At 66.3% G+C, this 24,777-nt stretch carries 22 protein-coding genes; 8 read left to right on the top strand and 14 right to left on the bottom strand.

The annotated features are described in order from the left end of the window. Positions 1-306: 306 nt before the first annotated feature. The 3 genes from ACQR1D_RS17665 to ACQR1D_RS17655 form a co-directional block, all read right to left on the bottom strand. Complete coding sequence (locus ACQR1D_RS17665) at positions 307-1,950, bottom strand: acyl-CoA synthetase (protein WP_434839898.1); 1,644 nt, start codon at positions 1,948-1,950, stop codon at positions 307-309. Positions 1,951-1,978: 28 nt separating this feature from the next. After that, on the bottom strand, positions 1,979-3,865 hold the full coding sequence (locus ACQR1D_RS17660) for a TRAP transporter large permease (protein ID WP_434839897.1): 1,887 nt from the start codon (positions 3,863-3,865) through the stop codon (positions 1,979-1,981). Between the two features lie 94 nt (positions 3,866-3,959). Beyond that, the gene (locus ACQR1D_RS17655; protein ID WP_316236482.1) at positions 3,960-4,988 is read right to left on the bottom strand and encodes a TRAP transporter substrate-binding protein; all 1,029 of its coding nucleotides are present in this window, start codon (positions 4,986-4,988) and stop codon (positions 3,960-3,962) included. Positions 4,989-5,469: 481 nt separating this feature from the next. On the opposite strand from ACQR1D_RS17655, the gene ACQR1D_RS17650 reads away from it, so the two are divergent. After that, complete coding sequence (locus tag ACQR1D_RS17650; protein ID WP_316215815.1) at positions 5,470-6,300, top strand: hypothetical protein; 831 nt, start codon at positions 5,470-5,472, stop codon at positions 6,298-6,300. A 51-nt stretch (positions 6,301-6,351) separates the two neighbouring features. Here ACQR1D_RS17650 and ACQR1D_RS17645 read toward each other — a convergent pair whose 3' ends face one another. From ACQR1D_RS17645 to ACQR1D_RS17615, 7 genes are all read right to left on the bottom strand, one after another. Further along, on the bottom strand, positions 6,352-7,404 hold the full coding sequence (locus ACQR1D_RS17645; protein WP_434839896.1) for a hypothetical protein: 1,053 nt from the start codon (positions 7,402-7,404) through the stop codon (positions 6,352-6,354). 22 nt (positions 7,405-7,426) lie between these two features. After that, positions 7,427-8,896, bottom strand: coding sequence for an ATP-binding cassette domain-containing protein (locus ACQR1D_RS17640; RefSeq protein WP_316215817.1), 1,470 nt, complete (start codon positions 8,894-8,896; stop codon positions 7,427-7,429). Beyond that, on the bottom strand, positions 8,893-9,822 hold the full coding sequence (locus tag ACQR1D_RS17635) for a branched-chain amino acid ABC transporter permease (protein ID WP_315799965.1): 930 nt from the start codon (positions 9,820-9,822) through the stop codon (positions 8,893-8,895). Before ACQR1D_RS17635 ends, ACQR1D_RS17640 begins: the two co-directional genes overlap by 4 nt. A 2-nt stretch (positions 9,823-9,824) precedes the next feature. Beyond that, on the bottom strand, positions 9,825-10,700 hold the full coding sequence (locus ACQR1D_RS17630) for a branched-chain amino acid ABC transporter permease (RefSeq protein WP_315799964.1): 876 nt from the start codon (positions 10,698-10,700) through the stop codon (positions 9,825-9,827). A 76-nt stretch (positions 10,701-10,776) separates the two neighbouring features. After that, positions 10,777-12,009 carry an ABC transporter substrate-binding protein gene (locus tag ACQR1D_RS17625; protein WP_315799963.1) on the bottom strand — a complete coding sequence of 411 codons (1,233 nt, stop codon included), beginning with the start codon at positions 12,007-12,009 and terminating at the stop codon, positions 10,777-10,779. A 298-nt stretch (positions 12,010-12,307) separates the two neighbouring features. Beyond that, a complete protein-coding gene (locus ACQR1D_RS17620) occupies positions 12,308-12,757 on the bottom strand; it encodes a site-2 protease family protein (protein ID WP_434839895.1) in 450 nt (149 codons plus the stop codon). Between the two features lie 274 nt (positions 12,758-13,031). Next, complete coding sequence (locus tag ACQR1D_RS17615) at positions 13,032-13,886, bottom strand: DUF2167 domain-containing protein (RefSeq protein ID WP_434839903.1); 855 nt, start codon at positions 13,884-13,886, stop codon at positions 13,032-13,034. A 321-nt stretch (positions 13,887-14,207) separates the two neighbouring features. On the opposite strand from ACQR1D_RS17615, the gene ACQR1D_RS17610 reads away from it, so the two are divergent. Continuing rightward, positions 14,208-15,029 carry a hypothetical protein gene (locus ACQR1D_RS17610; protein ID WP_316215820.1) on the top strand — a complete coding sequence of 274 codons (822 nt, stop codon included), beginning with the start codon at positions 14,208-14,210 and terminating at the stop codon, positions 15,027-15,029. 69 nt (positions 15,030-15,098) lie between these two features. Here ACQR1D_RS17610 and ACQR1D_RS17605 read toward each other — a convergent pair whose 3' ends face one another. Continuing rightward, positions 15,099-16,013: a hypothetical protein gene (locus ACQR1D_RS17605; RefSeq protein WP_434839894.1), complete on the bottom strand. Its 915-nt coding sequence runs from the start codon at positions 16,011-16,013 to the stop codon at positions 15,099-15,101. A 243-nt stretch (positions 16,014-16,256) separates the two neighbouring features. Next, positions 16,257-17,717 carry a GH1 family beta-glucosidase gene (locus tag ACQR1D_RS17600; RefSeq protein WP_316215822.1) on the bottom strand — a complete coding sequence of 487 codons (1,461 nt, stop codon included), beginning with the start codon at positions 17,715-17,717 and terminating at the stop codon, positions 16,257-16,259. A gap of 273 nt (positions 17,718-17,990) precedes the next feature. Here ACQR1D_RS17600 and nthA point away from each other — a divergent pair, with 273 nt between their 5' ends. The 4 genes from nthA (at position 17,991) to ACQR1D_RS17580 (ending at position 20,621) form a co-directional block, all read left to right on the top strand. Then, positions 17,991-18,626, top strand: a complete 636-nt coding sequence (gene nthA, locus ACQR1D_RS17595) for a nitrile hydratase subunit alpha (RefSeq protein ID WP_315799958.1) — start codon at positions 17,991-17,993, stop codon at positions 18,624-18,626. Then, positions 18,626-19,288: a nitrile hydratase subunit beta gene (nthB, locus tag ACQR1D_RS17590; protein ID WP_434839892.1), complete on the top strand. Its 663-nt coding sequence runs from the start codon at positions 18,626-18,628 to the stop codon at positions 19,286-19,288. The genes nthA and nthB overlap by 1 nt, the downstream gene beginning before the upstream one ends. Further along, positions 19,285-19,671: a nitrile hydratase accessory protein gene (locus tag ACQR1D_RS17585; protein ID WP_434839891.1), complete on the top strand. Its 387-nt coding sequence runs from the start codon at positions 19,285-19,287 to the stop codon at positions 19,669-19,671. The genes nthB and ACQR1D_RS17585 overlap by 4 nt, the downstream gene beginning before the upstream one ends. Positions 19,672-19,853: 182 nt before the next feature. Continuing rightward, positions 19,854-20,621, top strand: a complete 768-nt coding sequence (locus ACQR1D_RS17580) for a hypothetical protein (protein ID WP_434839890.1) — start codon at positions 19,854-19,856, stop codon at positions 20,619-20,621. A 52-nt stretch (positions 20,622-20,673) separates the two neighbouring features. On the opposite strand, the gene queC is transcribed toward ACQR1D_RS17580, so the two are convergent. Further along, positions 20,674-21,390 (bottom strand): 7-cyano-7-deazaguanine synthase QueC, encoded by a 717-nt coding sequence (gene queC, locus ACQR1D_RS17575; RefSeq protein ID WP_316178718.1) that lies wholly within the window; start codon positions 21,388-21,390, stop codon positions 20,674-20,676. A 132-nt stretch (positions 21,391-21,522) separates the two neighbouring features. Between queC and mazG the strand changes: the two genes are divergently transcribed. Continuing rightward, on the top strand, positions 21,523-22,365 hold the full coding sequence (gene mazG, locus ACQR1D_RS17570) for a nucleoside triphosphate pyrophosphohydrolase (protein ID WP_434839889.1): 843 nt from the start codon (positions 21,523-21,525) through the stop codon (positions 22,363-22,365). On the opposite strand, the gene ACQR1D_RS17565 is transcribed toward mazG, so the two are convergent. Then, complete coding sequence (locus tag ACQR1D_RS17565) at positions 22,366-23,268, bottom strand: LysR family transcriptional regulator (protein WP_434839888.1); 903 nt, start codon at positions 23,266-23,268, stop codon at positions 22,366-22,368. A gap of 124 nt (positions 23,269-23,392) precedes the next feature. Between ACQR1D_RS17565 and ACQR1D_RS17560 the strand changes: the two genes are divergently transcribed. Further along, positions 23,393-24,766, top strand: a complete 1,374-nt coding sequence (locus ACQR1D_RS17560; protein ID WP_434839887.1) for an MFS transporter — start codon at positions 23,393-23,395, stop codon at positions 24,764-24,766. Positions 24,767-24,777 lie beyond the last annotated feature (11 nt).

The raw sequence follows: 24,777 nt of genomic DNA, 5'->3' as shown, positions 1-24,777 counted from the left end.
AAAGCGATTCGTCAGTCACTCGACCGAGGAATCATCCATTTCCGGCAGCAAAATGGTAAGTTAGCGCCAATGGGGGTTCGTGCCGCACATTCCGCTCTGAGTTCGTGGCGACCCCTCACCCGGTTTCGATGCTTTGCATCGAAACCACCCTCTCCCCCAAGGGGAGAGGGGGCACCGCGCGTGTCGATGCAGCTCATCAGTTCATTGGCCGCGCGTAGGGCGGATTAGCGCAGCGTAATCCGCCATAGCCTCCAGCACTGGCACGGCGGGTTACGCCTGCGGCGAACCCGCCCTACTCAGAGGCACCTACGCCGAGATCGCCTTGGCCGAGTTGACCTCGTTGCGCAGCAAAAACTTCTGGATCTTGCCGGTGGACGTCTTCGGGATCGGGCCGAACACGACGACCTTCGGCGTCTTGAAGCCGGACATGTGGCTGCGGCAATAGGCGATGATCTCGGCTTCGGTGGCTTCAGCACCGTCCTTGAGCTCGATGAAGGCGCAGGGCACCTCGCCCCATTTCGGATCGGGCTTGGCGACGACGGCGGCGAACAACACGGCGGGGTGCTTGTAGAGGATGTCCTCGACCTCGACCGAGGAGATGTTCTCGCCGCCGGAGATGATGATGTCCTTGGAACGGTCCTTGATGATGACGTAGCCGTGCTCGTCGAGCACGCCGAGGTCGCCGGTATGGAACCAGCCGCCGGCGAAGGCTTCCTGCGTGGCCTTCTCGTTCTTGAGATAGCCCTTCATCACGATGTTGCCGCGGAACATGACCTCGCCGATGGTCTCGCCATCGCGCGGCACCTCCTGCATCGTCTCGGGATTGAGCACCGTGACGGCTTCCTGCAACGGATAAGGCACGCCCTGCCGACGCTTCAGCCGCGCGCGCTCCGGCGCCGGCAGGTCATCCCAGCCGGGCTGCTCGGCGCAGACGGAGGCGGGGCCGTAGACCTCGGTGAGGCCGTAGACATGCGTCAGCTTGATGCCGATGCTCTCGGCGCCTTCGAGCACGGCGACCGGCGGCGCGGCGCCGGCGATCAGGCCGACCACCGGCTTCTCTCGCCTGCCCTTGGGAGCGTCGGGTGCGTTGATCAGCACGTTGTACACGATCGGCGCGCCGCACATGTGGGTGACGCCGTGGGTCTTGATCAATTCGAAGATCTTCGTCGGTTCGACTTTGCGCAGGCAGACATTGACGCCGGCCGCGGCCGCCATGGTCCAGGGGAAGCACCAGCCGTTGCAGTGGAACATCGGCAGGGTCCAGAGATAGACCGGGTGCTGGCCGAGGCCGCCGGCGAGAATGTTGCTGACGGCGTTGAGATAGGCGCCGCGGTGATGCGTCACGACGCCCTTGGGATTGCCCGTGGTGCCCGAGGTGTAGCTCATCGCGATCGCGTCCCACTCATCAGTGGGACGGCGCGGCTCGAAACTCGGATCACCGGATGCGACCGCGGCTTCGTACTCGATCTCGCCGATGCGGCTGCCGCCGGCATAGGAGGCGTCATCGACGTCGATCACGAACGGCTTGGCGCCGCTCATCAGCTTCAGCGCCTCGCTGATCACGGCAGAGAATTCGGGATCGACCAGGATGATCCTGGCCTGGCCGTGATCGAGCTGAAACGCGATCGAGGATGCATCGAGGCGGATGTTGAGGGTATTGAGCACGGCGCCGGCCATCGGCACGGCGAAATGCGCCTCGTTCATCGCCGGGATGTTCGGCAGCATCGCCGCCACGGTGTCGCCGGTGCCGATGCCGCGTCCCGCGAGATAGGACGCGAAGCGCCGGCAGCGCTCATAGGTCTGGCGCCAGGTGAAGCTGCGGCCTTCATAGACCGTGCTGACGTGGTCGGGATAGACGGCCGCGCTGCGCGCCAGGAAGCTGAGCGGGGTCAGCGGCACGTAGTTGGCCGGCGTCTTGTCCAGGCCGAGCTTGTACTGGTTCGTGCTCATCACCACCCTCCCTCGTCATCTGAAGAGTTTACAGGAACCCGATCGAAATCCACGGAAAAATCGCAACCACGATGAGGCCGATGAGAAGCGCCAGCAGGTAGCCCCAGATCGGGCGGATGCCCTCGGCGGGATCGACCCGACCGATCGCGCAGGCGGCGTAATATCCAACCCCGAACGGCGGTGCGAACAGGCCAATGCCCATCGCCAGGATGATCACCATGGCATAATGCACCTCGTGCACGCCGACGGCACGCGCGATCGGAAACAGCAGCGGCCCGAACAGCACGATTGCCGGAATGCCCTCGAGCACGCTGCCGAGGATCGTGAAGGCGACGATCGAGACCGCGATGAACGTCGCCGGGCCGCCCGGCAGCCCGGTCATCGCGGCCGCCAGCGCGCGCGAGAAGCCGGACTGCGTCAGGCCCCAGGCCATGCCGGTGGCGGTGCCGATGATCAGCAGGATGGCGCCGGACAGCGCCGCCGTCTCGATCAGCATCGGCATCAGCCGGCGCCAGTCGAAGCGGCGATAGACCAGGAGGCCCGCCAGCACGCCATAGACGATGCCGATGGTCGAGACCTCCGTCGCCGTCGCGACGCCCTCGACGACGGCCGCGCGGATCACGAAGGGCAGGGCCAGGGCAGGGAGCGAGACGATGAAGGCCTTGCCGATCTCGGCTCCGCTGGCGCGGCGGACGCCGCTCATGTCCTCGTTGCGGTAGCGCCACCACACCAGCGTGCACAGCGTGATCGCCAGCACCACGCCCGGCAGCAGGCCGCCGGTGAACAGCGCCGCGATCGACACGCCGGTGACCGAGCCGATGGTGATCAGCACCAGGCTCGGCGGAATGGTCTCGGTTTGCGCGCCGGTGGCGGCGAGCAGGGCGACGAGATCGCCGGGCCTGGCGCCGCGCGCCTTCATCTCCGGAAACAGCACCGGCGCGACCGCGGCCATATCGGCGGCCTTGGCGCCGGAAATGCCCGAGACGAGGTACATCGCGCCGACCAGCACGTAATGCAGCCCGCCGCGGACGTGCCCCAAGAGGCTTGCCAGGAACGCGACCATGGCGCGGGCCATGCCGGTCATCTCGATCAGCAATCCGAGAAAGACGAACAGCGGCACCGACAGCAGGATGAGGTGGCTCATGCCCTCGTCCATACGCCCGACCAGCACCATCAGCGGCGTGCGCGTCGTCAGCGCCAGATAGCCGAAGATCGCGAGCCCGAAAGCGAACGCGATCGGCACGCCGGCGAAGACGCACAAGCCGACCACGCCGACGAAGAAGATCACGAGGTTGATGTTGCCGAGCGGCTTCAGCAGCGGCTGCGCCACCCAGAACAGCGCGATGATGGCTACGACGGAGACGACGGCCAGCAGCATCGTCCTGACGCTGGCCGTGCGGGCGAGACGGATGAGGGCGAACAGCGCCATCAGTCCGACGCCGACCGGCAGTGCGGCGGCGCGCCAGATGTTTTCGATCTGCAGCGCCGGCGTGGTGATGAAGCTTTCCTCGTAGGCGTACTCCCAGGACGGCCAGGCGATCATGACCAGGAACGCCAGCGCCGCGCTCGTCGCGACCAGATCGAGATAGGCGCGCAAGCCGGGGCTGGCGCGCGCCACCATTGCCGTCATCCGCATGTGCTCGCCGCGGCGGAACGCCACCGCGGCGCCGAGCATTGCGAGCCACAGGAACAGGATCGAGGCCAGCTCGTCCGACCAAATCAGCGGCTGGTGCAGGACGTAGCGCGCCACGACGCCCGCGAACAGGATGACGATCTCGGCCACGACGAGCAGCGCGGCGGGGATCTCGACGAGGAGGCCGAGCAGGGCCTCCAGGCCGTCGAGCCAGGACCGGCGGCGAGGGGTCTCGATGATCACCTCGCTGATCGCAATTTCCGTGAACTCGGCATGCGCCATGACGTCACCCGAACGCGCCCTACGCCATTCTTGTTTTGAGCATGATCTTTTCGGAAAACCGGGTCTCCACTTTTCCGGATCATGCTCGGGGGGGCTACGACAGCTTGCCGACGGCCTTTTCGAGCAGCGCCCAGGCCTCGTCGCCGTATTTGCCCTTCCACTCGGCATAGAAGCCGGCGGTGCGCAGCTTGTCGCGGAACGGCGCGACGGTCGGCTGATTGAACGTCAGGCCCTTCGACGCGAGCTCTGCCTGCAGGCCGGCATTGAGCTTGGCGACGTCCTCGCGCTCCTTCACGGCGGCCGCGTTGATGTGCTTGGCGACGATCGTGCGCATGTCGGCCGGCACGGCCTCCCAGGCACGGCGGTTCGCCAGGAACCAGAAGCCGTCCCACATGTGATTGGTCAGCGAGCAGTACTTCTGCACCTCGTAGAGCTTGGCGGTGGAGATGATCGCCAGCGGGTTTTCCTGGCCCTCGACCACCTTGGTCTGCAGCGCCGAATAGACCTCGCTGAAATTGATCGAGGCGGGCGCCGCCTCGAATGCCTTGAACATCGAGGTCCACAGCGGTGACACCGGCACGCGGATCTTGAAGCCCTTGAGGTCATCCGGACCGTTGATCGGCTTGGTCGACGACGTCGTCTGGCGGAAGCCGTTGTCCCAGATCTTGTCCATGACCACCAGGCCGGCCTTGTTGATCTGGCCGCGCACATAGGCGCCGAGATCGCCGTCCATGGCCTTCCAGACCGTGTCGTAGTCCGGGAACGCGAAGCCGATGCCATTGATCGACGCGGCTGGCACCAAGGTCGCGAGGATCAGGCCCGAGAGCGTGAAGAACTCGACGCCGCCGGAGCGGATCTGGCTCAGCATGTCCGTGTCGGAACCGAGCTGGTTGTTCGGGAATATCTGCAGGTCGAACTTGCCGTTGGTCTCGGCCTTGATCGCCGCCGCCATCTCCTTGGCGCGGACGTTGAGCGGATGGGAGTCGGGGAGGTTGTTGGCGTATTTGTACGTGAACTCGGCGCTCTCAGCGCGCGCCACATGCGGCGCTGCGACGGTGCCAATTCCACCCAGTACGGCTGACGCCGCGGAGGCCTTCAACAGCGCGCGTCGTGACAGGCTCATTCTCGTTTCTCCCTGGAGAAGCTTCTTCTCGTTGCATCGCGCCGCCGCAAGCATCGCCGGACGAATCCTGCGACATCAGCGACGTCGCCTGCGCTTATTGCAGCGATGGGCCGCAGCAGCAATATCGGCGTTCGCAGCAGGCCCCATGCGCAGCGCGAGTCTCGGCGATGGCGAGCGCCCATCAGCTTGGGCTGGCCGGGGGGGTCTTAAGGGCCCGCGGCTGCCGTAAATTCGAGGATTCGGCGCCAAGCCATTGAACTCCCTCAGCATATAAATATTCCATAATATACCTTATGCGAATTGGCTATGGGCGGTTGCCTGACGGTGGAAGCCGCACATCGGCCCGCCAAGCGCACGTCGGCGCCTGTGCGAAATCGCCCCCGCCTCGTCACCCCGCAGTCTTCGTTTGGTCAAAGCCCAGAGGTCAAAACCGCATCCTTCAGGATTGGGCACGGGCGTATCGTGAATGGGATCCGAAGACATGCCAGTTCAGTCGACGTCGAAGGAAGTTGATCCGGGTGATGTCGCGCTGCCGCCTGACGACGCTGTCTGCGAGGAGATCTATCAGCGGGTGCTGGCCGAGGTGCGCGCACGTATCGATCAGCGGATCGCCGCCATCGAGGCCCAGGCCGCCGCAGATGCTGTCGAGGCTGCCGAACCCGCTGCAGGCATCGAGCACCTGGAAACGCCTCCTCCGGCCCGGCGCCGGCCCGTATTGCGGGCCATGATCACGCTGATGGCGTCGGCCGGGCTCGTCGGCGCGGCCATCACCCTGGCGCGGGACCATACCGAGACCATCACCTCCGTCACCGACCGGATCGAAGCGGCGGTTCAATCCATCCGGCGCGAGAACGCTCAGACGGCGAATCCAGCCGTGACGCTGGAGACGGCGGCGAACGGATCGAGTGTGGCCGAGACGGCCCCTGCCTCACCATCACCATCCGTATCACCATCCGTTTCGCCAACACCGGAGACGTCACCGTCAGCATCATCAACGCGCTCCAGCGATCCATCCTCCGCGATGGCGGAGGCAACGTCGGAGCGTGACATGCCGCCCGCTCCCGACCGGGACGTTATGCCACTGATCGAGAAGATCGCGCATGATGTCGCCGAACTGCAGAGCGGGTTCCAGGAGTTCAAGTCCAGCCAGGAGCAAGCTAACCGCGATCAGGCCAGGGCGATCGAACAGCTGCAGGCAAGCCAGGACCAGCTGGTGCGCGCGGTCCGGGGGGCGAAGACCGAGGCCACGACGGTTGGCGCAGCCGTGCGCCTCCCACCCCGGCCGCCTCAGGCCCGCCCGCCTCGCTTCTAAGAAGTTCCGGCACGGTTCTCCCGGACGCGCAGGCATGTGCGGACTTTGCGATCAGCGAAATCGCCAGGCCCAGTGCGCGTCGCCCCGGTCGCGCCGCTCGACGATGTCGATCCTCATGAATCGGTCGTGCGCGAGCGCCGTGCCGACCCAGAGTTCGCTCCAGGCCTCGAACACGGCTGGCGGGAGGTTGTCCCGCTCGGACATCAGACGCCAGGACGTCTGGCGTACGAGGATCGAGTCGCGATCCGGCGACAGCTCTGCGTCGTCGCCTTGGCCGCGGGCCAGTCGCGCGAACGCCTTTGCGAACCCTGCGGCGCCAGGCTCGACGCCGCCAAGAAGCGCTGCGACCTCGTCGAACGTATGCATGCCGATCAGCCTCGCCGCGGCGCCGGCCAGATGGCCGCCTTCCTCCGGGCCGAGCACGGCCACCGTCTCCGGCACGATCGAGGTGATATACTCCATCGCATAGTTGCGGAGCACCTTGAGGAGCCGTTCTTCGGGCCAGGCATTCTCCGCGAGCTTGGGAGCGCGGGCCGGATCGAAAGCCGGGCAACGCTCGCCCGGCGAGAACTGAAGACGTTCGTCCGGCGCGAGATCGTGATCCCATTCCTTGTAGTAGCCTTCGAGGCCGGGCTGGCCGTCGACGGTCTGCCCGGTGCAGACGAAGCCGAGCCTGGGATTGCCGAGGACGACGCCATTGTTGGCGTGCCATCCGCGCAGCATCGCGCGCGACACCTCCGAGGGAATGCCGCAGATCGCCGTCCCCGACCAGATCCAGCGCGGCGGCGGATAGCGCACCCACGCCTTGCGATCGTTCTCGTAGACGTATTCGACCTTCACGCCGCCAACCTGGTTGGACAGGTAATGGTACTGCGCGCATGCCACCGCGTGCGGCAGACCGTCGAGACCGAGCTTGGTCAACCCCGGCAGGAAGCGAGCCAGTTGCTGGCGGCGGAAGGTCCGGAAGACGATCTCCGCGGCACGCTGTGCGCCGGCTCGCGAGGACAGCATCAGGATGAGGCCGGTCAGGTAGGAGTGATAGATCAGCTCGACGGCGCGATAGGCCGCGACGTCAGCGGCTGGTGCGTGGTCCTCCCGCTTCACCCCCACACTCTCCGCTCACCCCTCACAGATAGTTCGCCGCAGCCTCGGCCTCGAACCGATCCGGCGGGCCCTCCCAGACGATCTTGGCGTGATCCAGCACGTAGACGCGGTCGGCGTGCGGGAGCGCGAAGGTGACGTTCTGCTCGCCGAGCAGCACCGTGATCTTGGTGGTCTCGCGCAGTCGGTCGAGCGCCTTCGAGAGCGTCTCCAGGATGACCGGCGCGAGCCCGAGCGTCGGCTCGTCGAGGATCAGGAGCTTCGGCTTCATCATCAGCGCCCGCGCGATCGCCAGCATCTGCTGCTCGCCGCCGGACAGCGTGCGCGCCAGCTGCGGCTGCCGCGACTTGAGGATCGGAAACAGCCCGAACAGCCATTCGAGCCGCTCGGCACGCTCGGTGTCGGCCAGCGCATTGCCGCCGAGCTCGAGATTTTCGCGCACGCTCATGTCGCCGAACAACTCGCGCGTCTCCGGACATTGCACGATGCCTGAGCGGGCGATCTGCGCCGCCGTGCCGCCGGCAAGGCTGCGCCCTGCCCACTTCACCTCGCCCGAATATGGCACCAGGCCCGAGATGGCGTTGAACAGCGTCGTCTTGCCGGCGCCGTTGAGGCCGACGACCGAGACGAACTCGCCCTCATGGACGTGCAGCGACACGTCCTGGAGCGCCTGCGCCTTGCCGTAGAGCACGCCGACCTTGTCGACCTGCAGCGCCGGCGTGACGTCCTTGAAGCTCGCCTCCGGCCGCGCGGTCGAGACCAGCGCGCCGCCGAGATAGACGCGCCGGACCGTCTCGTCCTGCATCACCTCGGTCGCCCTGCCCTCGGCGATCTTCTCGCCGAGATACATCGCCAGCACGCGGTCGACCAGCGCCGACACGCTCTTGACGTTGTGGTCGACCAGCAGCACGGCGTGGCCGTCGTCGCGGAATTCGCGGATGAGCTCGGAGAAGTCGGCGACCTCGGACGCCGTGAGGCCGGCGAAAGGCTCGTCCACCAGCACCAGCTTCGGGCTGCGCGCCACCGCCTTCGCAAGCTCGAGCCGGCGCAGATCGGCAAACGCCAGTGTCGGCGGCCGCCGGTCGATGACGCCGCCGAGGCCGACGCGCTCCGCAATGGCCCGTGCGCGCGCATCGACGTCCTTGTCGGCGAACAGCCGCGTCAGCTTGTCCGGCAGCAGCGCGACCTTGATGTTCTCCAGCACGGTCTGGCGCGCCAGCGGTCGCGAATGCTGGAACACCAGCCCGACGCCCATGCGCGCGATGCGATGCGACGGCAGGCCCGCGAGCTCGACGCCGTCGAGCTTGACCGAGCCCGCGGTCGGCCGCTCGACGCCCATGACGCTCTTCATCGCGGTCGACTTGCCCGAGCCGTTCGGCCCGATCAGGCCGAGGATCTCACCGGGCCGGATCGAGAAGCTCAAATTTTTGACGGCGACGAGGCCGCCGAACCGTTTGGTGAGGCCGTTGACCTCCAGCATCGGAGCGCCACTCATGCCTTGGCCCCTCCCCTGATCATGCCGAGGAAGCCGTCGGGGAAGAAAAGGATGACCACGAGCGCAATCACGGAGACGATGAGGGTCGCGAGCTCGCCGAGCGGCCGCAGCAGCTCGCCCATGCCGATCAGGAAGATCGCGCCGATCGCGGCGCCGATGACGGTGCGCCGGCCGCCGAGCACGGCGGCGATGATGATCTGCACGCCGACGCCGACATCGACAAAGGTCGAGACCGAGGCCGTGCCCATGTAGAACACCATCAGCGCGCCGGCGAGCCCGGAGAAGAACGCGCTGACGACGAAGGCGGCGAGCTTGTGCTTGGTGACATTGAAGCCGAGCGCGCCGGCCTGGATCTTGTCTTGGCCACTCGCCTGCAGGATCAGCCCGATGGCGCTGCGCGACAAGCCGAACAGGATCGCTCCGCTCACCAGCATGAAGCCGAGCGCGATCCAGTAGTTGGTCCTGGCATCGATCGAGATCACGTCCGGCACGGCGAGGCCGATCTCGCCGCCGGTCAGCCCTGCGGCAACGACGATGAAGTTCTGCAACATCAGCACGGCCACCAGCGTGGTCAGGCCGAAATAAGGCCCGCTGACGCGCAGCGCCGGCAGCGCCAGCACGACGCCGCCGACGACCGCCGCCAGTGCGCCGGCGGCGATGCACAGCCAGATCGACAGGCCCGGCGAGAAGTGCGCATCGAGAATGCCGGCCGTATAGGCGCCGACGCCGATCAGGAAGGTCGGTCCGAAATTGACCTCGCCGGCGAAGCCGAACAGCAGGTCCCAGGACATCGCGAACACGGCCGTGTAGTACGCGACCGTCAGCAGCCCGAGGACGTAGCCTGAGACGTAGGTTGGCAGGATCAGAGCCACGATCACCGTCAGGAGCGCGATCCAGAACAGCCGCGACATAACGAATGCAGGCATGCTCACCTCCGTCCGAACAGCCCTTGCGGGCGCAAATACATGACGATGACGAGCAGCAGCAGCGCCGGGATCGTCCGGTAGGCCGGCGAGATCAGATAGGCCGTTCCGGTCTCGAGATAGCCGACGACATAGGCCGCGATCAGCGAGCCTGACACGCTGCCGAGACCGCCGAGCACGACGATCGAGAACGCGCTCGCCGTCAGCGGTCCGACGCTGTAGGAGCTGACGCCCAGGAACATGCCGAGCAGGATCCCGGCCACTCCCGCCAGCAGGCCGTAGATCGCCCAGACGGTGAGATAGATCGACGACAGCTCGATGCCGAGCAAGGTGACGCCGCGCGGGTTCATCGACGCCGCCATCACGGCCTTGCCGCGCCTGGTGCGGTTGACCAGGAACCACAGCAGCCCGATCGCGACCCAGCAGATCACGGCGGTGAAATACTCGTTCTTCGGCGTACGCACGCCGAACACCGTGGTCACGCCCTCGACGATGGGCAGCACGGTCTTGGCGTTGTTGGTAAACAGATACGCGATCGCCTCCTGGATGATGATGCCCCACAGCAGCGTCGCGGTCAGGATGAAGATCTCCTTCTCGGACTCGGCGATGACCTTCGATCGCTGGATCGGCCTGACGGCGATGAAGTAGGTGGCAAACGCCAGGATGAAGCCGGCGAGGACGCCGATCAGCGCTCCCGTATAGGGCCCGACGCCGAGCTCGCTGGCGGCGGCCCAGGCGGCGACCGCAGCGCCGACCATGATGGCGCCGTGGGAAAGGTTGAGTACGCCCGAGACACCGAAGATCAGCGTGAAACCTGTCGCGCCGAGGGCATACAGCGCGCTGATGGCAAAGCCATCGATCAAGATCTGCCAGAAAAGCATTGAAAATCGATCCGCAACGTCAGACTGAGGCACCAAGAAAATGGGCCGCTCCTTGAAGGAGCGGCCCCGCGATGCGTCAGTTGCTGGCCGCCTTGAGCTTGATGAAGGACGGCCACGTGGCGGTGCCGGCGGCGAGCTCCTTGGGCCAGACGTTGACCTGCTTGCCGCTCTGCCATTGCAGCATCAGTCCGGTGATGTAGCCCTTGCCGGTCCGCAGCGCATGCGGGTTCGGATCGCCCTTCGGCTTGAAGGCGATGCGGCCAATCGTGCCGACATAGTCGGTCGCTTCCATCGCCTCGACCATCTTGTCGGGATCGGTGCCGCCGGCCCGATGGATCGCGTCCGCGATCATGTAGACTTCGTCGTAGGAGGTGTAGCCGGCATAGGATGGGAAGTTTCCGAACTTCTTCTGATAGGCATCCACGAACGGCAGTGTCTTCGGCGTCACCGCGACGCCCGGCCCCGATACGGCATTGTACATGACGCCCTCGACGGCGCCGTTGGTGTCCTTCCAGAAGGTCGAGTTGGTCGCCTGCGAGGAGATGCCGAACATCGGGATCGGCACCTGCTGGCTCTTCCACTGCACGGTCGGCTGGGTGCCGACATGCGAGATGCCGGTGATCATGACGTCCGGCTTCAGGCCTTCGATCTTGTTGAAGATCGGTGTGAAGTCGGTGGTATCAGGCGACATGCGGATATGGTCGACGACCTTCAGCCCGATCTCCGGCAGGCACTTCTCGTAGCCGGCGTCGAGCGGCGTCGTCCACGCCGCATCCTCGCTCATGATTACCGCGGTCTTCATCTTGTAGGGTTCGACCAGCAGATCCTTGGCGGCGTCGCAGACGAGGCCGGCCAGCGAGGTCGAGGTCAGATAGCCATGAAAGGTGTATTTGAGCTGGTCGTAGTTCTTGGCGATGTTCTGGGTGATGACGTCGGAAGCGGCGCCGGGCGTGATCATCAGCGTCTTGAGGCGCCCGGCCCACGGCTCCAGGGCGAGCACGACCTCGGAGATGTAGCTCGCAATGACGGCGTTGACCTTGTCCTCGCTGACGGCGCGCTGGAAGGCACGCACCGATTCCGCCGAGGAGGAGTGATTGTCGTAGACGACGATCTCGATCTTGCGCCCGTCGACGCCGCCCTTGGCATTGATCTCCTCGGCGGCCAGTTGAGCGGCGGGGGCGATCGACGAGCCGGCGACGGCCTGGGCTTCTGCGATGACGCCGATCTTGATGGGATCGGCGGCCATGGCGGCCGAGGAGACGAGCGCAGTTGCGCAGCTCGCAAGCAAGATGGACTTGAGCGAAATCATGAAACCTCCCGAATCCTTATGCCTCTGACGGGCAGGCCCAACTTTGGTCTCCGATATGCCAGTGGGCAAGGGAACATCCGGCAACGTGCTCTGCGCTCAGCGCATTGTGATAGCGCGCCGCGCTCATGGCTCATGGAACATCTTACAAGACTGCCTCGTTCCTGCGCGCCGCCCAGACACATCCGCTGCATTGCAGCAACGGATATTCCGAGTCGCAGAAGGCCCACGTCCTTACGACCAGGCGGTGCCGGTGCCCTCGATCTACATGAAGCTTCTCGTCTGAAGCGGCGACCTCAACTCAGCCAAACTGGCGCAAGTGTCCAAGCATCTCGTGCACGTCGTAGGTCATGACGGCGAGCAGCGCCGCGAGCGCGAGATACGTCCCGGCATATTCGAGCTTCGTCTGCAGCGTTGTGCCGTAATAAGCAACGTTCTCGGGCGCGCCGGGATCGTAGCGCCAGGCCTTCATCAGTTGCGGGGCTGCGAGGATGGCGATGATGAACAGCATCGGGCTCGGCCGATAGAGCATCAAGGCCAGCAGCAAGGGAACGCCGAGCAGCCAGATGCGCGGGCTCAGCACGCTGGTGATGCGGCCGCCGTCCAGCGGCGAGATCGGCAGCAGGTTGAACAGGTTGAGGAACAGGCCGGAATAGGCGATCGCGAGCAGCAGATTGCTGTCTTCCGATCTTGCCAACAAATAGACCGCGAGCGCCGCGGCGGTCCCGACCAGCGGACCGGCGAGTGCCACATAGGCCTCCGTCTCGACGTCGACCGGCTGCTCTCCTTGAGCGCGATCCAGGCGCCGACGAACGGGATGAAGGCGGGAGCGCCGACGTCGAGACCGCGCTGGCGCGCGGCGACGTAGTGCCCCATCTCATGAGCAAACAGCAGAGCGATGAAACCCGCCGCGTAGCGCCAGCCCCAGATGCCCGCATACACGACCAGCGACAGCAGCATCGTGCCGCCGCTCATGGCGAGCTTCCCCCATTTCAGGCCGGAGAACAGGATCAGCAGGAGTGCCTTCACGCGGGCCCGCCCGCGTTGTCGCCGCGCGGCTTGCGGCGCAGGAAGTTCATGACCGCGGCCCCGGCGCCGACGACGGCGAAGATGATGATCTTGGCGAACTTCAGGACGAACGCACCGGCCAGCGCCAGCAGCCCGAGCTTCTTCGCGGCAACGCCGCCGACCAGCGCCAGCAAGCCATATTCGGCAATCCGATCCGTGCCGGCGCTGAAATCCTCATAGCGCTTGCCGGCATTGTAGGAGAGATCGGACAGCAGTTCGTGCGCGACAGCCTTGTCGCCCGCGATCCGCTCCGAGCCGGACAGCAGGTTCAGGCTGAAATAGCCGTCACGCCCGAGCGCGTAGGTGTTGTAGTTGACGTTCTTCGGCGCATCGTCGGGCTGGCCCTTCTCCTTGGCGAGCAGCGACCAGACGAGACGATGCGTCGTGGCATCGTAGGCCGGCGGCTCGACCCAGCCGATCACGGCCATTTCCGGAAATCCGCGCGCCGCACGGTCCTTGTTCGCCTCTTCGGCGCCGGCGCGGAGGTTGCTCAGGAGATCGTCCGCGTTCCAGCTCTTGGCATCGTCGTCTTTGATGTAGCCTTCCTTGATGTGCTTGATGACCACCATCCAGTCGTCGTTCTGGCGCCTGCCGACGACCAGCCCGACGAAGGTCGCGTCGTTGACGACGTTGCCGAGCGCGCGAAGGACCCGCAGGCCTTCGTTCTTCGGGACGTAGAAGTAGTCGGCCGGAAGCTTCAGCGTGCCCTGGTCGATCAGCACGATGTCGCTTGGTCCGTCGGTGCCCGCTTGGCTCGCTGCCTGCCAGGCGGCCATCAGTTCAGCCTTGCGCGTGGCCTCATCCAAGGGCACGGCCTGCGCGTGAGCAGACAGAACGACGAACGCTGCGCACAACACTGCGCGCGCAATGACAATCAAGCTTTGCACCGGCCCCAATCCCCCAAAAACATCGGTCGGATAGTACCTCGAAGGCTCGGCAGCGCGCAACCAAAGGCCGATTGATGCCTCTCGAAGCGATCGACTGGCGCTGCAGCGAGGGAGAGATGGTCCGAAAAGGCCCTCTCCTCGTCACGACGCTGTCTTGCTTTCGGCCAAAGCGGCGGGTCGAGTCACGTTTGAAAATTCAAAGAGAACATCGGCGTCGGCGGCGGGCCAAGGGTTTGGGGATCAGCAATGCAGTCCACACAGAACGTGCAACAGATTGATCAGAGCGAGATCGGCCTCGCCCCTGAGAAGCCCGAGAAGGCGAGCTACGATCAACTGTACCGGCGGGTCCTGCGCGAGGTGCTGACCCGGATCGATACGCGGCTCGCGGCGATCGAGAAGCCCGGCATGGCGGCGGATGCCGCGGCGGCAGCGAGCACGAGCGGGGCGGCAGACGCCGGGGCCAGCCGCTGGGCGCGGGTGAAGGCCCCCCTCGGCAGGCTGCGCGGGCGCAACGCCGTGGGTCTCGCGCTGCTGGTCGTGCTGGTCGGCGGCTCGGTCGCCTGGTCGCAGCGCGACGTCGGCACGTCACTGATGGACCGCTGGATGCCGGGCGCCAGCGAAGCGACGCAGGACGAGGCGACGGCTCAGCAGGGCAGCGAGGATGCCATGATGTCGAATGCCTCGCTGAGGGGAGCGGAAGACACCACCGGCTCCCGCGAGCCCGCGACGTTGATGCAGAGGATGGCGCGCGACATCGCCGATCTGCAGCAGGGCATCGAACAGATCAAGTCCACACAGGATCAGGCCAGCCGCGATCACACCCGCGCCATCGAGCAGCTACAGGCCGGCCAGGATCAGCTGATGCGACTGGTGTCACGAATGTCAAACCAGGCGGTGCAGGCACGCGGCACGGTCCCCCCAGGCCCGCCCCAGCAGATCATCGTCACGCCGCAGCAGCGGACCACGACGGGAATGGCCCGGCCGCAGCCGGCGCAGCCGCAGGGTTCGACGTTCGGGACACTCTTTACCCGCAACACCTCGGGCATTCAGCCGCCGATGCCGCGTTGATGGTGTGATCGGCAGCGGCCATCGGTAGCGGCCTTTCCGCTGCCGATGCGCCCATTTGCCGACCGGTCCTTACGAGCAGGTGTGAACGCGCCCGTCGTAGCCGCGATAGGTGCCCTTCTCCGCATCGTAGGTGCGGAAGCTCTTGCAACTGACACCACCCCTCTTCGCTTCCCGCTTCGCTTCGCTCTCGGGCTTGCTGCGGGCGCGGAGCTTGCGCTTGGCCGGCTTGGCGTCGTCCTCGGTGTGATGAGCATGCGCGTTCGCTTTGCCGTGCCGTTCGGGTTTGGCCGACGGGGCTGCGGTATCCTGCTTCACGGCCGCCGTCTGCGGTACCGCCGCTGAAGGCGCCGCGGCCGGCGGCTCGGATGTCTTGGGCTCGGCCGGCGCTACCGCAGGCTTCGCCTCGGCAGCGGTGGCCGGCTGTTCCGCCGGCGCAGCGGCCGCCGGCTTGCTCTCCGCCGCCTTCTCCTCGGCCTTCCCTTCGAGCTTCTCCGGTACGGGCGCGTCCTTGGCGACGGCGGAGGGCTGAACGGCCGGAGCGGGCTCTGCCGGTTTCGACTCGGTCACGGCCGGCTTCTGGCCGACGTCGGTGGCGGAGTTCGGTTCGACCTTGGTCTCGGATTTGGCCTCGGCCGGCTTGCTCTCGGCCGCAACATCCGTCGCGGTTTTTTCGGTCGATACTTTGTCCGCCGGCTGCGGGCTGGCGCTGTCAGTGGACTGAACGGGCTTGGTGTCCACAGCGGCCGGCTCGGCGGGCTTCTCGGCCGTCTTCTCAGGCTCGGCCGCAGCCGCCGGCTTGCCGGCGGCGTCCGAGGGCTGCTCTGCGGGCTTGTCGGCCGTCGGCGCGGCAGACTGCTCCGTGGCGGGCTTGGCCGCATCGTTCGCGGCTCCCTGGGCCCAGGCGCTGGAGCCAGCGATCACTCCGAGGACGCACAACAGAACGCCCGCGCGGACGGCTGGCGGACAGACAACGGAAACTTGCATGCTGGAAAACTCGCTTGAGGGGCCGGCAGATTGCCGGTTTAAGTCATCTGCAGCCAGCTTTCGCCACGAAAACTGCGTGCGCGCAAAAGAGTCGCACAAGGTGTGCTTTCCGCATCATGGATTTGCAATCGCGGCGTGAAGTCCGGCGCGCCGACACTCAATGCGTCGGGTGCCGAGGGCACATTGGCCGCCTGAATGGCGTGGACTGGGTCCGGCTGGACCCCCGGGTGACGTCGCGGCGCTTCACGCGCTCACGGCGTTGCGGCTGATCACGTGATGGTAGTACGACGCGCTGAGCTTGGGCGTGCGCACCTGGGTGTCGAAGTCGACGTAATAGATGCCGAAACGCTGCTTGTAGCCGAACACCCACTCGAAATTGTCCAGCAGGCTCCACAGGAAGTAGCCCTTCACGGGCACGCCCTCGGACGTTGCGCGTTGGAGCTGGGCGAGATAATTGCGCAGATACATCACGCGGTCGAGGTCGTGGACCTTGCCGTCGGCGGTCAGCTTGTCGTCCGATGAGGTGCCGTTCTCGGTGATGTAGATGGTCTGGAGATTCCAGATCTTGGCGGCGAGCTTCGGCACCCAATAGGCCGTCTCCGGACCGACCTGCAGCCAGGGGGAGCTCATATGCGGGAACGAGGACGGCATCGGCAGCACGTCGAAGCCGGCCGCGCGGTCCGACGCGACGACATAGGCTTGCGGCGCGTAGATGTTGAGGCCGACGAAATCGACCGGCGCTGAAATGATCTTCAGTTCGTCGGCGGTGAATTTCGGCGCATCCTTGCCGGACCACGCCAGGAAACCGTCCGTGTAGCGCCCCTCGAGGATGACGTTGAGGAAGCCCGCATTCAATTCGCGCGTCGCGATCTCGGCGGCGCGGATGTTCTCCGGCGTGTCGATCGCCGGCAGGCAGGCCGTGATGTTCTCGGCCATGCCGACGCGCATGCCGGTTTGCCCGCTGGCGCGGATGGCCTGGACGGCGAGACCGTGCGCCAGCGCCACGTGATGGCGCGCCTGGTTGACCTGCTGCTGCGGCAGCTTCAGCCCGGGCGCGTCGACGCCGAGGCCATAGCCGAACGGGATGAAGCGGCCGCATTCGTTGATCGTGAAGATGGTCTTCACACGGTCGCCGAGATGCTGCGCGACGTAGCCCGCATAATGCGCAAAGGCCCTGGCCGTGTCGGCCGAGAGCCAGCCGCCGACCCGGTCCTGCAGCGCCTGCGGCAGATCCCAATGATACAGCGTTGCGTACGGCGTGATGCCGTTGGCCAGGAGCTCGTCGACGAGGCGGTTGTAGAAGTCGAGGCCCTTCGGATTGGGCGTCAGCCCGCCGTCGGGAAACAGCCGGGGCCAGGCGATCGAGAACCGATAGGCCCGGCAGCCGAGCTCCTTGATCAGCCTCACGTCGCCCTTGTAGCGGTTGTAGTGATCACAGGCGACGTCGCCGGTGCTGCCGTCCTCGATGTTGCCCTGCAGATGCGTGAACACATCCCAGATCGACGGTCCGCGGCCATCGGCCGTGGCCCCGCCCTCGATCTGATACGACGACGTCGCCGTCCCCCACACGAAATCGGCGGGAAACCGCCGCCCGGCATCCTCCTTCACCGCGCTCTCCTCCGCCTGCGCCGGGCCATTGGCCGCCCCAAGGGCCGCCAGCCCGGCCAGCTTTGCAAGATCACGGCGGGAGACGTCGTTCGGCATTGATGAACCTCAAACCTCTGTCGCTTTCGCGCCCGATCGGGACAACGTAGGCCCTACGAACCATATCTGGGCCCCGATTTGAACAGCCCGGGATGGCGGCAATGGAGCGACCCCGATCACATCTGCGTCCCGCGCCGTCGCGTCAACGGCCGAGGACGCAACGCTCGGCATTCTGACCGCCGCACGGCTGCGGCGGCCGTTGAACACGGCGGCACGCACCGAGGGAGCCACCTCGGCTCGACAGCGGTGCCCGATTACGCCTATGGTTGAGTCATGACGGATCACGATCACCATCACGACCATCCGCACGATCACTCGGACCTGTCCGAGACCGATCTGCGCGTTCGCGCGCTCGAAAGCATCCTGACCGAGAAGGGGTATATCGATCCTGCTGCGCTCGACGTGCTCATCGAGACCTATGAGAGCAAGGTCGGTCCCCGCAACGGCGCCCAGGTCGTGGCGCGGGCCTGGACCGATCCCGCCTATCGGGCGCGCCTTCTTGCCGAGGCCACGCCGGCGATCGGTGAGCTCGGCTATGCCGGCCGCCAGGGCGAGCACATCGTGGCGGTCGAGAACACGCCGGATCTGCACAACATGGTCGTGTGCACGCTGTGCTCCTGCTACCCGTGGCCCGTGCTCGGCCTGCCGCCGGTCTGGTACAAATCGGCGCCCTATCGCGCCAAGGCGGTGAAGGATCCGCGCGGCGTCCTGAAGGATTTCGGCTTCGAGCTGCCGCCGACGACGAAGATCCGGGTGTGGGATTCGACCGCCGAGGTCCGCTATTTCGTGCTGCCGATGCGTCCCGCGGGGACCGACGGCTGGAGCGCGGAGCAGCTCGCCGAACTCGTCACGCGCGACAGCATGATCGGCACCGGGCTGCCGAAGCAACCGCATGAGGTCGGTAGCTGATGGATGGCGCGCATGACATGGGCGGCGTCGCCGGCTTCGGTCCGGTCCGCCCCGAGCCGAACGAGCCGGTGTTTCACGCCGAATGGGAGCGTCGTGCGTTCGCCATGACGCTGGCAATGGCGACGCCCGGCGGCTGGAACATCGACATGTCGCGCTTCGCGCGCGAGAACCGTCCGCCGGACGATTACCTCGGCATGAGCTACTACCAGATCTGGCTCGCGGGCATCGAACGGCTGATGCAGGAGCGGCATCTGGTCGACGCCGATGAGATCGCCGCCGGCGAGGCGCTGCATCCGGCCAGGCCCGTCGCCAGGATCCTCACTGCAGATGCCGTCGCGGCGACCCTGCGTCGCGGCGGTCCGACCGAACGCGCGGAAACCAAGCCGGCGCGGTTCGCCGTCGGCGACCGCGTGCGCGCCAAGGACATCCATCCGGCGACGCATACGCGGCTGCCGCGCTATGTGCGCGGCCATCTCGGCCGCATCGAGGCGATCCGGGGCGTGCACGTGTTTCCCGACAGCAACGCCCATGGCGGCGGCGAAGACCCGCAATGGCTCTACACGGTGTCGTTCAGCGGCGTCGAGCTGTGGGCCGACGCGCCCGATCCGCTGCTGGAGGTGACGGTCGACGCCTTCGAGCCCTATCTGGAGCCAGCCCGATGACACCGGACCGTGAGGCGGCGGTCGCGGCGACGCGCGCCCTGCCCGGCATTCCCGTCGATGACAGTGGGCCCGTGTTTCGCGAGCCGTGGGAAGCGCACGCCTTCGCGATGGCCGTCACGCTGCACGCCCGCGGCCTCTTCACCTGGCCCGAATGGGCGGCTGCGCTCGCCGAGGAGATTTCGCGCGCGCAAGCGTCTGGTGATCCCGATTGCGGCGATACCTATTACCGGCACTGGCTGGCGACGCTCGAGCGGCTCGTCGCCGCGAAGGGCGTCACCTCCGCGGACGCGCTGACGCGTTACCGCAATGCCTGGGATCACGCTGCCGATCGCACCCCGCATGGCAGGCCGATCGAGCTCAAGCCCGAGGATTTCGTCGGTTGAGGCCTCGTGCGCGTCGTAAGAATGCTTAATGCCCGGTGAGCGGGCGATCCTGCTTTTGGTGGGCCGATCTTAACGGCCGGCTATTCATGCCGCGAACAGCCGTATTCGTTCGAAATTGAACATTCATCAGTGCGTCCGTAGCGTCCCGCATCTTCTTTGCTGAAGTTGAGGGGGACGTCGAAATGCCCGCGCCAGAGTTCGCCACCATCGTCGACACGCTCGCCGGCGTGCGCCAGGACTATCACGAGAAGCTCAAATCGATTCCGCAATACGAGGCCTTCCTGCTGATCGAAAGCTCGACCGAGAAGGCCGCGGGCGCCCTGCACGGCACCGAGGCGTCGGGCTCCTCCATCGCCACCGACGTGATCGACTCGCTGCAATATGCGCGCAACCGGTTCGAGCAGCACATGGCCTCGATCCCGGAATATCGCGTGCTGGTGGCGATCGACCGCATGATCAAGGAGATCTCGCAGCATCTCGGCCTCGCGCCGGCTGATGAGGCGCCTGCCGCAGAGAGCCCCGCCGCGGCCGCCGAGCAGCCCGCCGAAGCTGCTGAGGCAATGGCGAGCGCCGAAACCGACGCCTCCGCCGAAGAGGCCACGCCCGTCGAGCCGGCCCAGCCCGAAATGGCCGAAGACGAAACGGCTTCAGCCGAGGACGAGCCGGTCGAAGCCGGGGCCCCGACCCTGCGTGTCGTCGATACTCCGGCGAAGTCGCCATCGATCGTGCCCGCCGATCAGGATGATGCCGCGGAGGACGACGACATCGTGGTGCTGAACGCACCCGCCTGGGAGAAGAGCGGCAAGGACGCCAAGGACGAGATCACCGCGCGTCTCGTTGCGCAGGCGGCCTCCGCTGCCGCTAACCAGGCCGATGACGGCCACGACGTCGCCGATGCCGATCTCGTCATCGTCAGCCAGCGCGAGCCGTCGGACACCGAAGCCGCCTGAGCGCTCGTCTGTCGCGCAACTCTCCGCGGGGCTCGAGGGCCCCGCTTCCGATTCAGGATGGCCCGCCCGCCGCGATGTACTCGCGCCATCCCTTGGCGCGCAGCTCGCAGGCGGGACACTGCCCGCAGCCATGGCCCCAATCGTGCCGCGCGCCGCGCTCACCGAGATAACAGGTGTGCGACTGGTCGCGGATCAGGTCGACGAGGCCGGTGCCGCCGAGATCGTGCGCCAGCTGCCAGGTCGCGGCCTTCGACAGCCACATCAGCGGCGTGTGCAGCTCGAACGCGCGCGCCATGCCCAGGCTCAGCGCGTTCTGCAGCGCCTTGATGGTTTCGTCGCGGCAGTCCGGATAGCCCGAATAGTCCGTCTCGCACATGCCGCCGACGATGTGGCGGATGCCGCGGCGATAGGCGAGCGCCGCCGCGAAGGTCAGGAACACCAGGTTGCGGCCCGGCACGAAGGTGTTGGGCAGGCCGTCGGCGCCCATCTCGATCGCGACGTCGCGCGTCAGCGCCGTCTCCGAGATCGCAGCCAGCGTCGGAATGTCCAGCGTGTGGCTGTCACCGAGCTTGACCGCCCAGTCGGGACGCAGGCGCACGATGCCCTCGACCAGCCGGTCGCGACAGGCGAGTTCGATCGCATGGCGCTGGCCGTAGGCGAATCCGATCGTCTCGACGCGCGCGAAGCGGTCGAGCGCCCAGGCCAGGCACGTCGTGGAATCCTGCCCGCCCGAGAACAGCACCAGGGCCGTCGTGTCCTGCTCATTCATGGCTCCCGCTTAGCATCATCGACGGGTCGGGCCAACCTGCGGAGCGATCCCGCGTCATGGCCTTTTTGCTGGGAGCCGCGCGCCGCTTGGGGCATACAGGACAGGATCGAACGATGCTGTCAGGACCTGCCCATGATCCCTTCCCGCGACATCTCCCGCCTGATCGAGATCATGGCGGCGCTGCGCACGCCGGTCACCGGCTGTCCGTGGGACGTCGAGCAGACCTTCCAGACGATCGCGCCCTACACCATCGAGGAAGCCTATGAGGTGGCCGACGCGATCACGCGCGACGACATCGACGATCTGCGCGAGGAGCTCGGCGATCTCCTGCTGCAGGTGGTCTATCACGCCCGCATCGCCGAGGAGCAAGGCGCGTTCGCGTTCGGCGACGTCGTCGAGGGCATCACGAGGAAGATGATCCGCCGCCATCCGCATGTGTTCCCGGACAAGGACGGCAACGTCACCCAGCCCACCAAGGGCACCTGGGACCGCATCAAGGCCGAGGAGAAGGCCGAGCGCGCCGCGCGCCGCCCGCCCGAGGAGCGGACGAGCAAGTCCTCGCTGCTGGCAGGGATCAAGGCCGGACAGCCGGCGCTGGTGCGCGCGATGGAGCTGCAGCGCAAGGCCGCGACCGTCGGCTTCGACTGGAACGATCCGCGTGCCGTGTTGCAGAAGATCCGCGAGGAGGCCGACGAGATCGAGGCCGCCCTCGACAACAGAGATGCGACCGAGCTGACCGAAGAGACCGGCGATCTCCTGTTCGCGCTGGTCAATCTCGCCCGCCATGCCGATGTCGATCCGGAGACCGCGTTGCGCGGCACCAACGCCAAGTTCGAGCGCCGCTTCGCGCACATCGAACAGGCGCTGACGGCCAAGGGCCGCAGCCTCGAAGAAGCCTCGCTCGACGAGATGGACGAATTGTGGAACGAGGCGAAGCGACTGGAGAAGGAGCGTCCCCCGTCTCCGAAGCCGTGATCAGCCGCCCTTGCGCGACAGCACGGCCTTCGCGATCTCGACGAAGCGCTGCGCGGCGGGCGACAATCCGAAATCGGCGCGGCTCAAGAGCGAGACGTGCCGATGGATCGTCGGCTGCGACAGGGGGATGGCAACGAGCGTCGGAAATTGTGCCTTCGGCAGCATGTGCGCGGGCAGGATGCTCAGGCCTGCGCCCTCCGCCGTGAGCGCCAGCGCGGTGGTGATCAGCGACACCTCCCAGGCCGGCTTCAGCGCCCGCCCCGTCTGCGCCAGCGCCTCGTCGATCTGACTGCGGATCCGCGTGCCGTGACGCATCGTGATCAGCTCGGAGCTCATGATGCCGTCCCACGTCAGGCGGCGGTGCTTCTCGAACCGGCCGTCCTTGATGCCGATGGCCGACAGCGGACTCTGCATCAGTGTGTCGATCCGGACCTCCGGCTCGCCCTCGTCCTCGACGCTGCCGAGGCCGAACTCCGCCTGCCCGGCCATCACGATCGCGAGCAGCTCGTCAGGCGCGACATCACGCAGGTCGATCCTCACCTCGGGATGGCGCGACCGGAAGGTCGCGAACACGCGTGGCAGCAGCGCCGACGCCACGCCCGCTGAGACCGCGATGGAAATCCGGCCGGCCTTGATCTCGGCAAGGTCGCGCATCCGCTGCGACAGCCCCTGCGCTCCCGCCAGGATGCGCTCGGCGGCGGTGATCGCCTCGCGGCAGGCCGCCGTCGGGTGCAGCGCCCGCGTCGTGCGCTCGAACAGCTTGAGCTGAAAGTTCTCCTCGATCTGCCGGATCAAGAGGCTGATCGCCGACTGCGTGACGCGCAGCTCGGCGGCCGCCCTGGTGATGCTGCCGAGCCGATACACCAGGACCAGGGCCTCCAGTTGCCGCAGGGTCGGGGGCATTAGCTTTCCTTATGAATGAATGAGAATTTTGTGGCTAATCGAAAGAGTTTGATCATGCAACATATTTGCAAACAGCCGGAGCGGCGAAGCGGCCCGGCAACAACAAGCACATGGGGAGGGACATTTGACGCAAGCGATCAATCTCACGCGCTACGTCGACGAGCGGCCGCTGTCGGGATTCCAGATCAGGGTGATCTGCCTGTGCGCGCTCGTCGTCGGGCTCGACGGCTTCGATGCCCAGGCGCTCGGCTTCGTCGCCCCTGCCCTCAGCAAGGATCTGCATCTGGCGCCGGGCGCGTTGGGGCCGGTGTTCGGCGCGTCCCTGTTCGGCGTGATGATCGGCTCGCTGGTGTTCGGCGCGCTGGCCGACTATCTCGGACGCAAATGGCTGGTGGTGGCCGGCGTTCTCGTGTTCGCGCTCGGCTCCCTGGCGACGACGCAGGCCACCAGCGTCTCCGATCTCGTCATCCTCCGCTTCGCCACCGGAATCGGGCTCGGCGGCGTCCTGCCCAACACCATCGCGCTGACCGGCGAGTATTCCCCGCAGCGTCGTCGGACCCTGCTGATCATGCTGATGTTCATGACCGTGTCGCTGGGGTCGGCGATCGGCGGAGCGGTCGCGGCCAAGCTCATCACCGCCTATGGCTGGCAGATCATCTTTGTCATCGGCGGCGCTCTGCCGCTCATCCTCTGTCCGGTCCTGATCGTCTGGCTGCCGGAATCGCTGTCACTGATGGCGCTCGATCCGCGTAGCAGCGAACGCGTGCGCACGCTGCTGGCGCGCATCGATCCCACGGCCCAGCTTCCGGCCGATGCGCGGTTCACCATCGTCGAGGAGAGCGGCAGGGGCTTCCTGCTGCCGCAGTTGTTCACCAAGCGGCGCCTGCTCCCGACCCTGCTGCTGTGGGTGATGTTCTTCATGAACATGATGGACATCTATTTCCTCAACAGCTGGCTGCCGACGCTGACGCATGGTGTCGGCCTCGACGTCCAGGCGGCGATCGCGGTCGGCGTCGCCTTTCAGCTCGGCGGCATGCTCGGCACCGTCGGGCTCGGCCTGCTGATCGAACGGTTCGGCTTCGATCGCGTCCTGTTCGTGACCTACGTCGCCGGCTTCCTCTCGATCGTCACCATCGGCATCGCCGGCGCCTCGTTGCCGATCCTGGTGCCCGCGGTCTTCATCGCCGGCGTCGCCGTGATCGGCGGACAGATCGGCTGCAACGCCTACGCGGCGCGGATCTATCCGACCTACATCCGTGGCACCGGCATCGGCTGGGCGCTCGGCATCGGCCGCTTCGGCTCGATCCTCGGCGTCACGCTCGGCGGGCTGATGCTCGCGGCGAAATGGGACGTGTCCTCGCTGTTTCAGGCGAGCGCGGTGCCGCAGCTGTTCTCGGCACTGGTGATCCTCGGCCTTGCCGTCCTTGGCATGCGCGGCAGTCTTCCGAGCGCCGGCGACGCGCAGCGGGACACGCTTTCGACAGCCGAGCGTGCCTAGGTTCAAATTAA

The organism is Bradyrhizobium sp. HKCCYLRH2047 (genome assembly GCF_051168175.1).
In the GTDB taxonomy this organism is placed as follows: Bacteria; Pseudomonadota; Alphaproteobacteria; order Rhizobiales; family Xanthobacteraceae; genus Bradyrhizobium.
The sequence above is the reverse complement of the archived record's forward strand: the minus strand, read 5'-3'. Positions and strand labels throughout refer to the sequence as shown.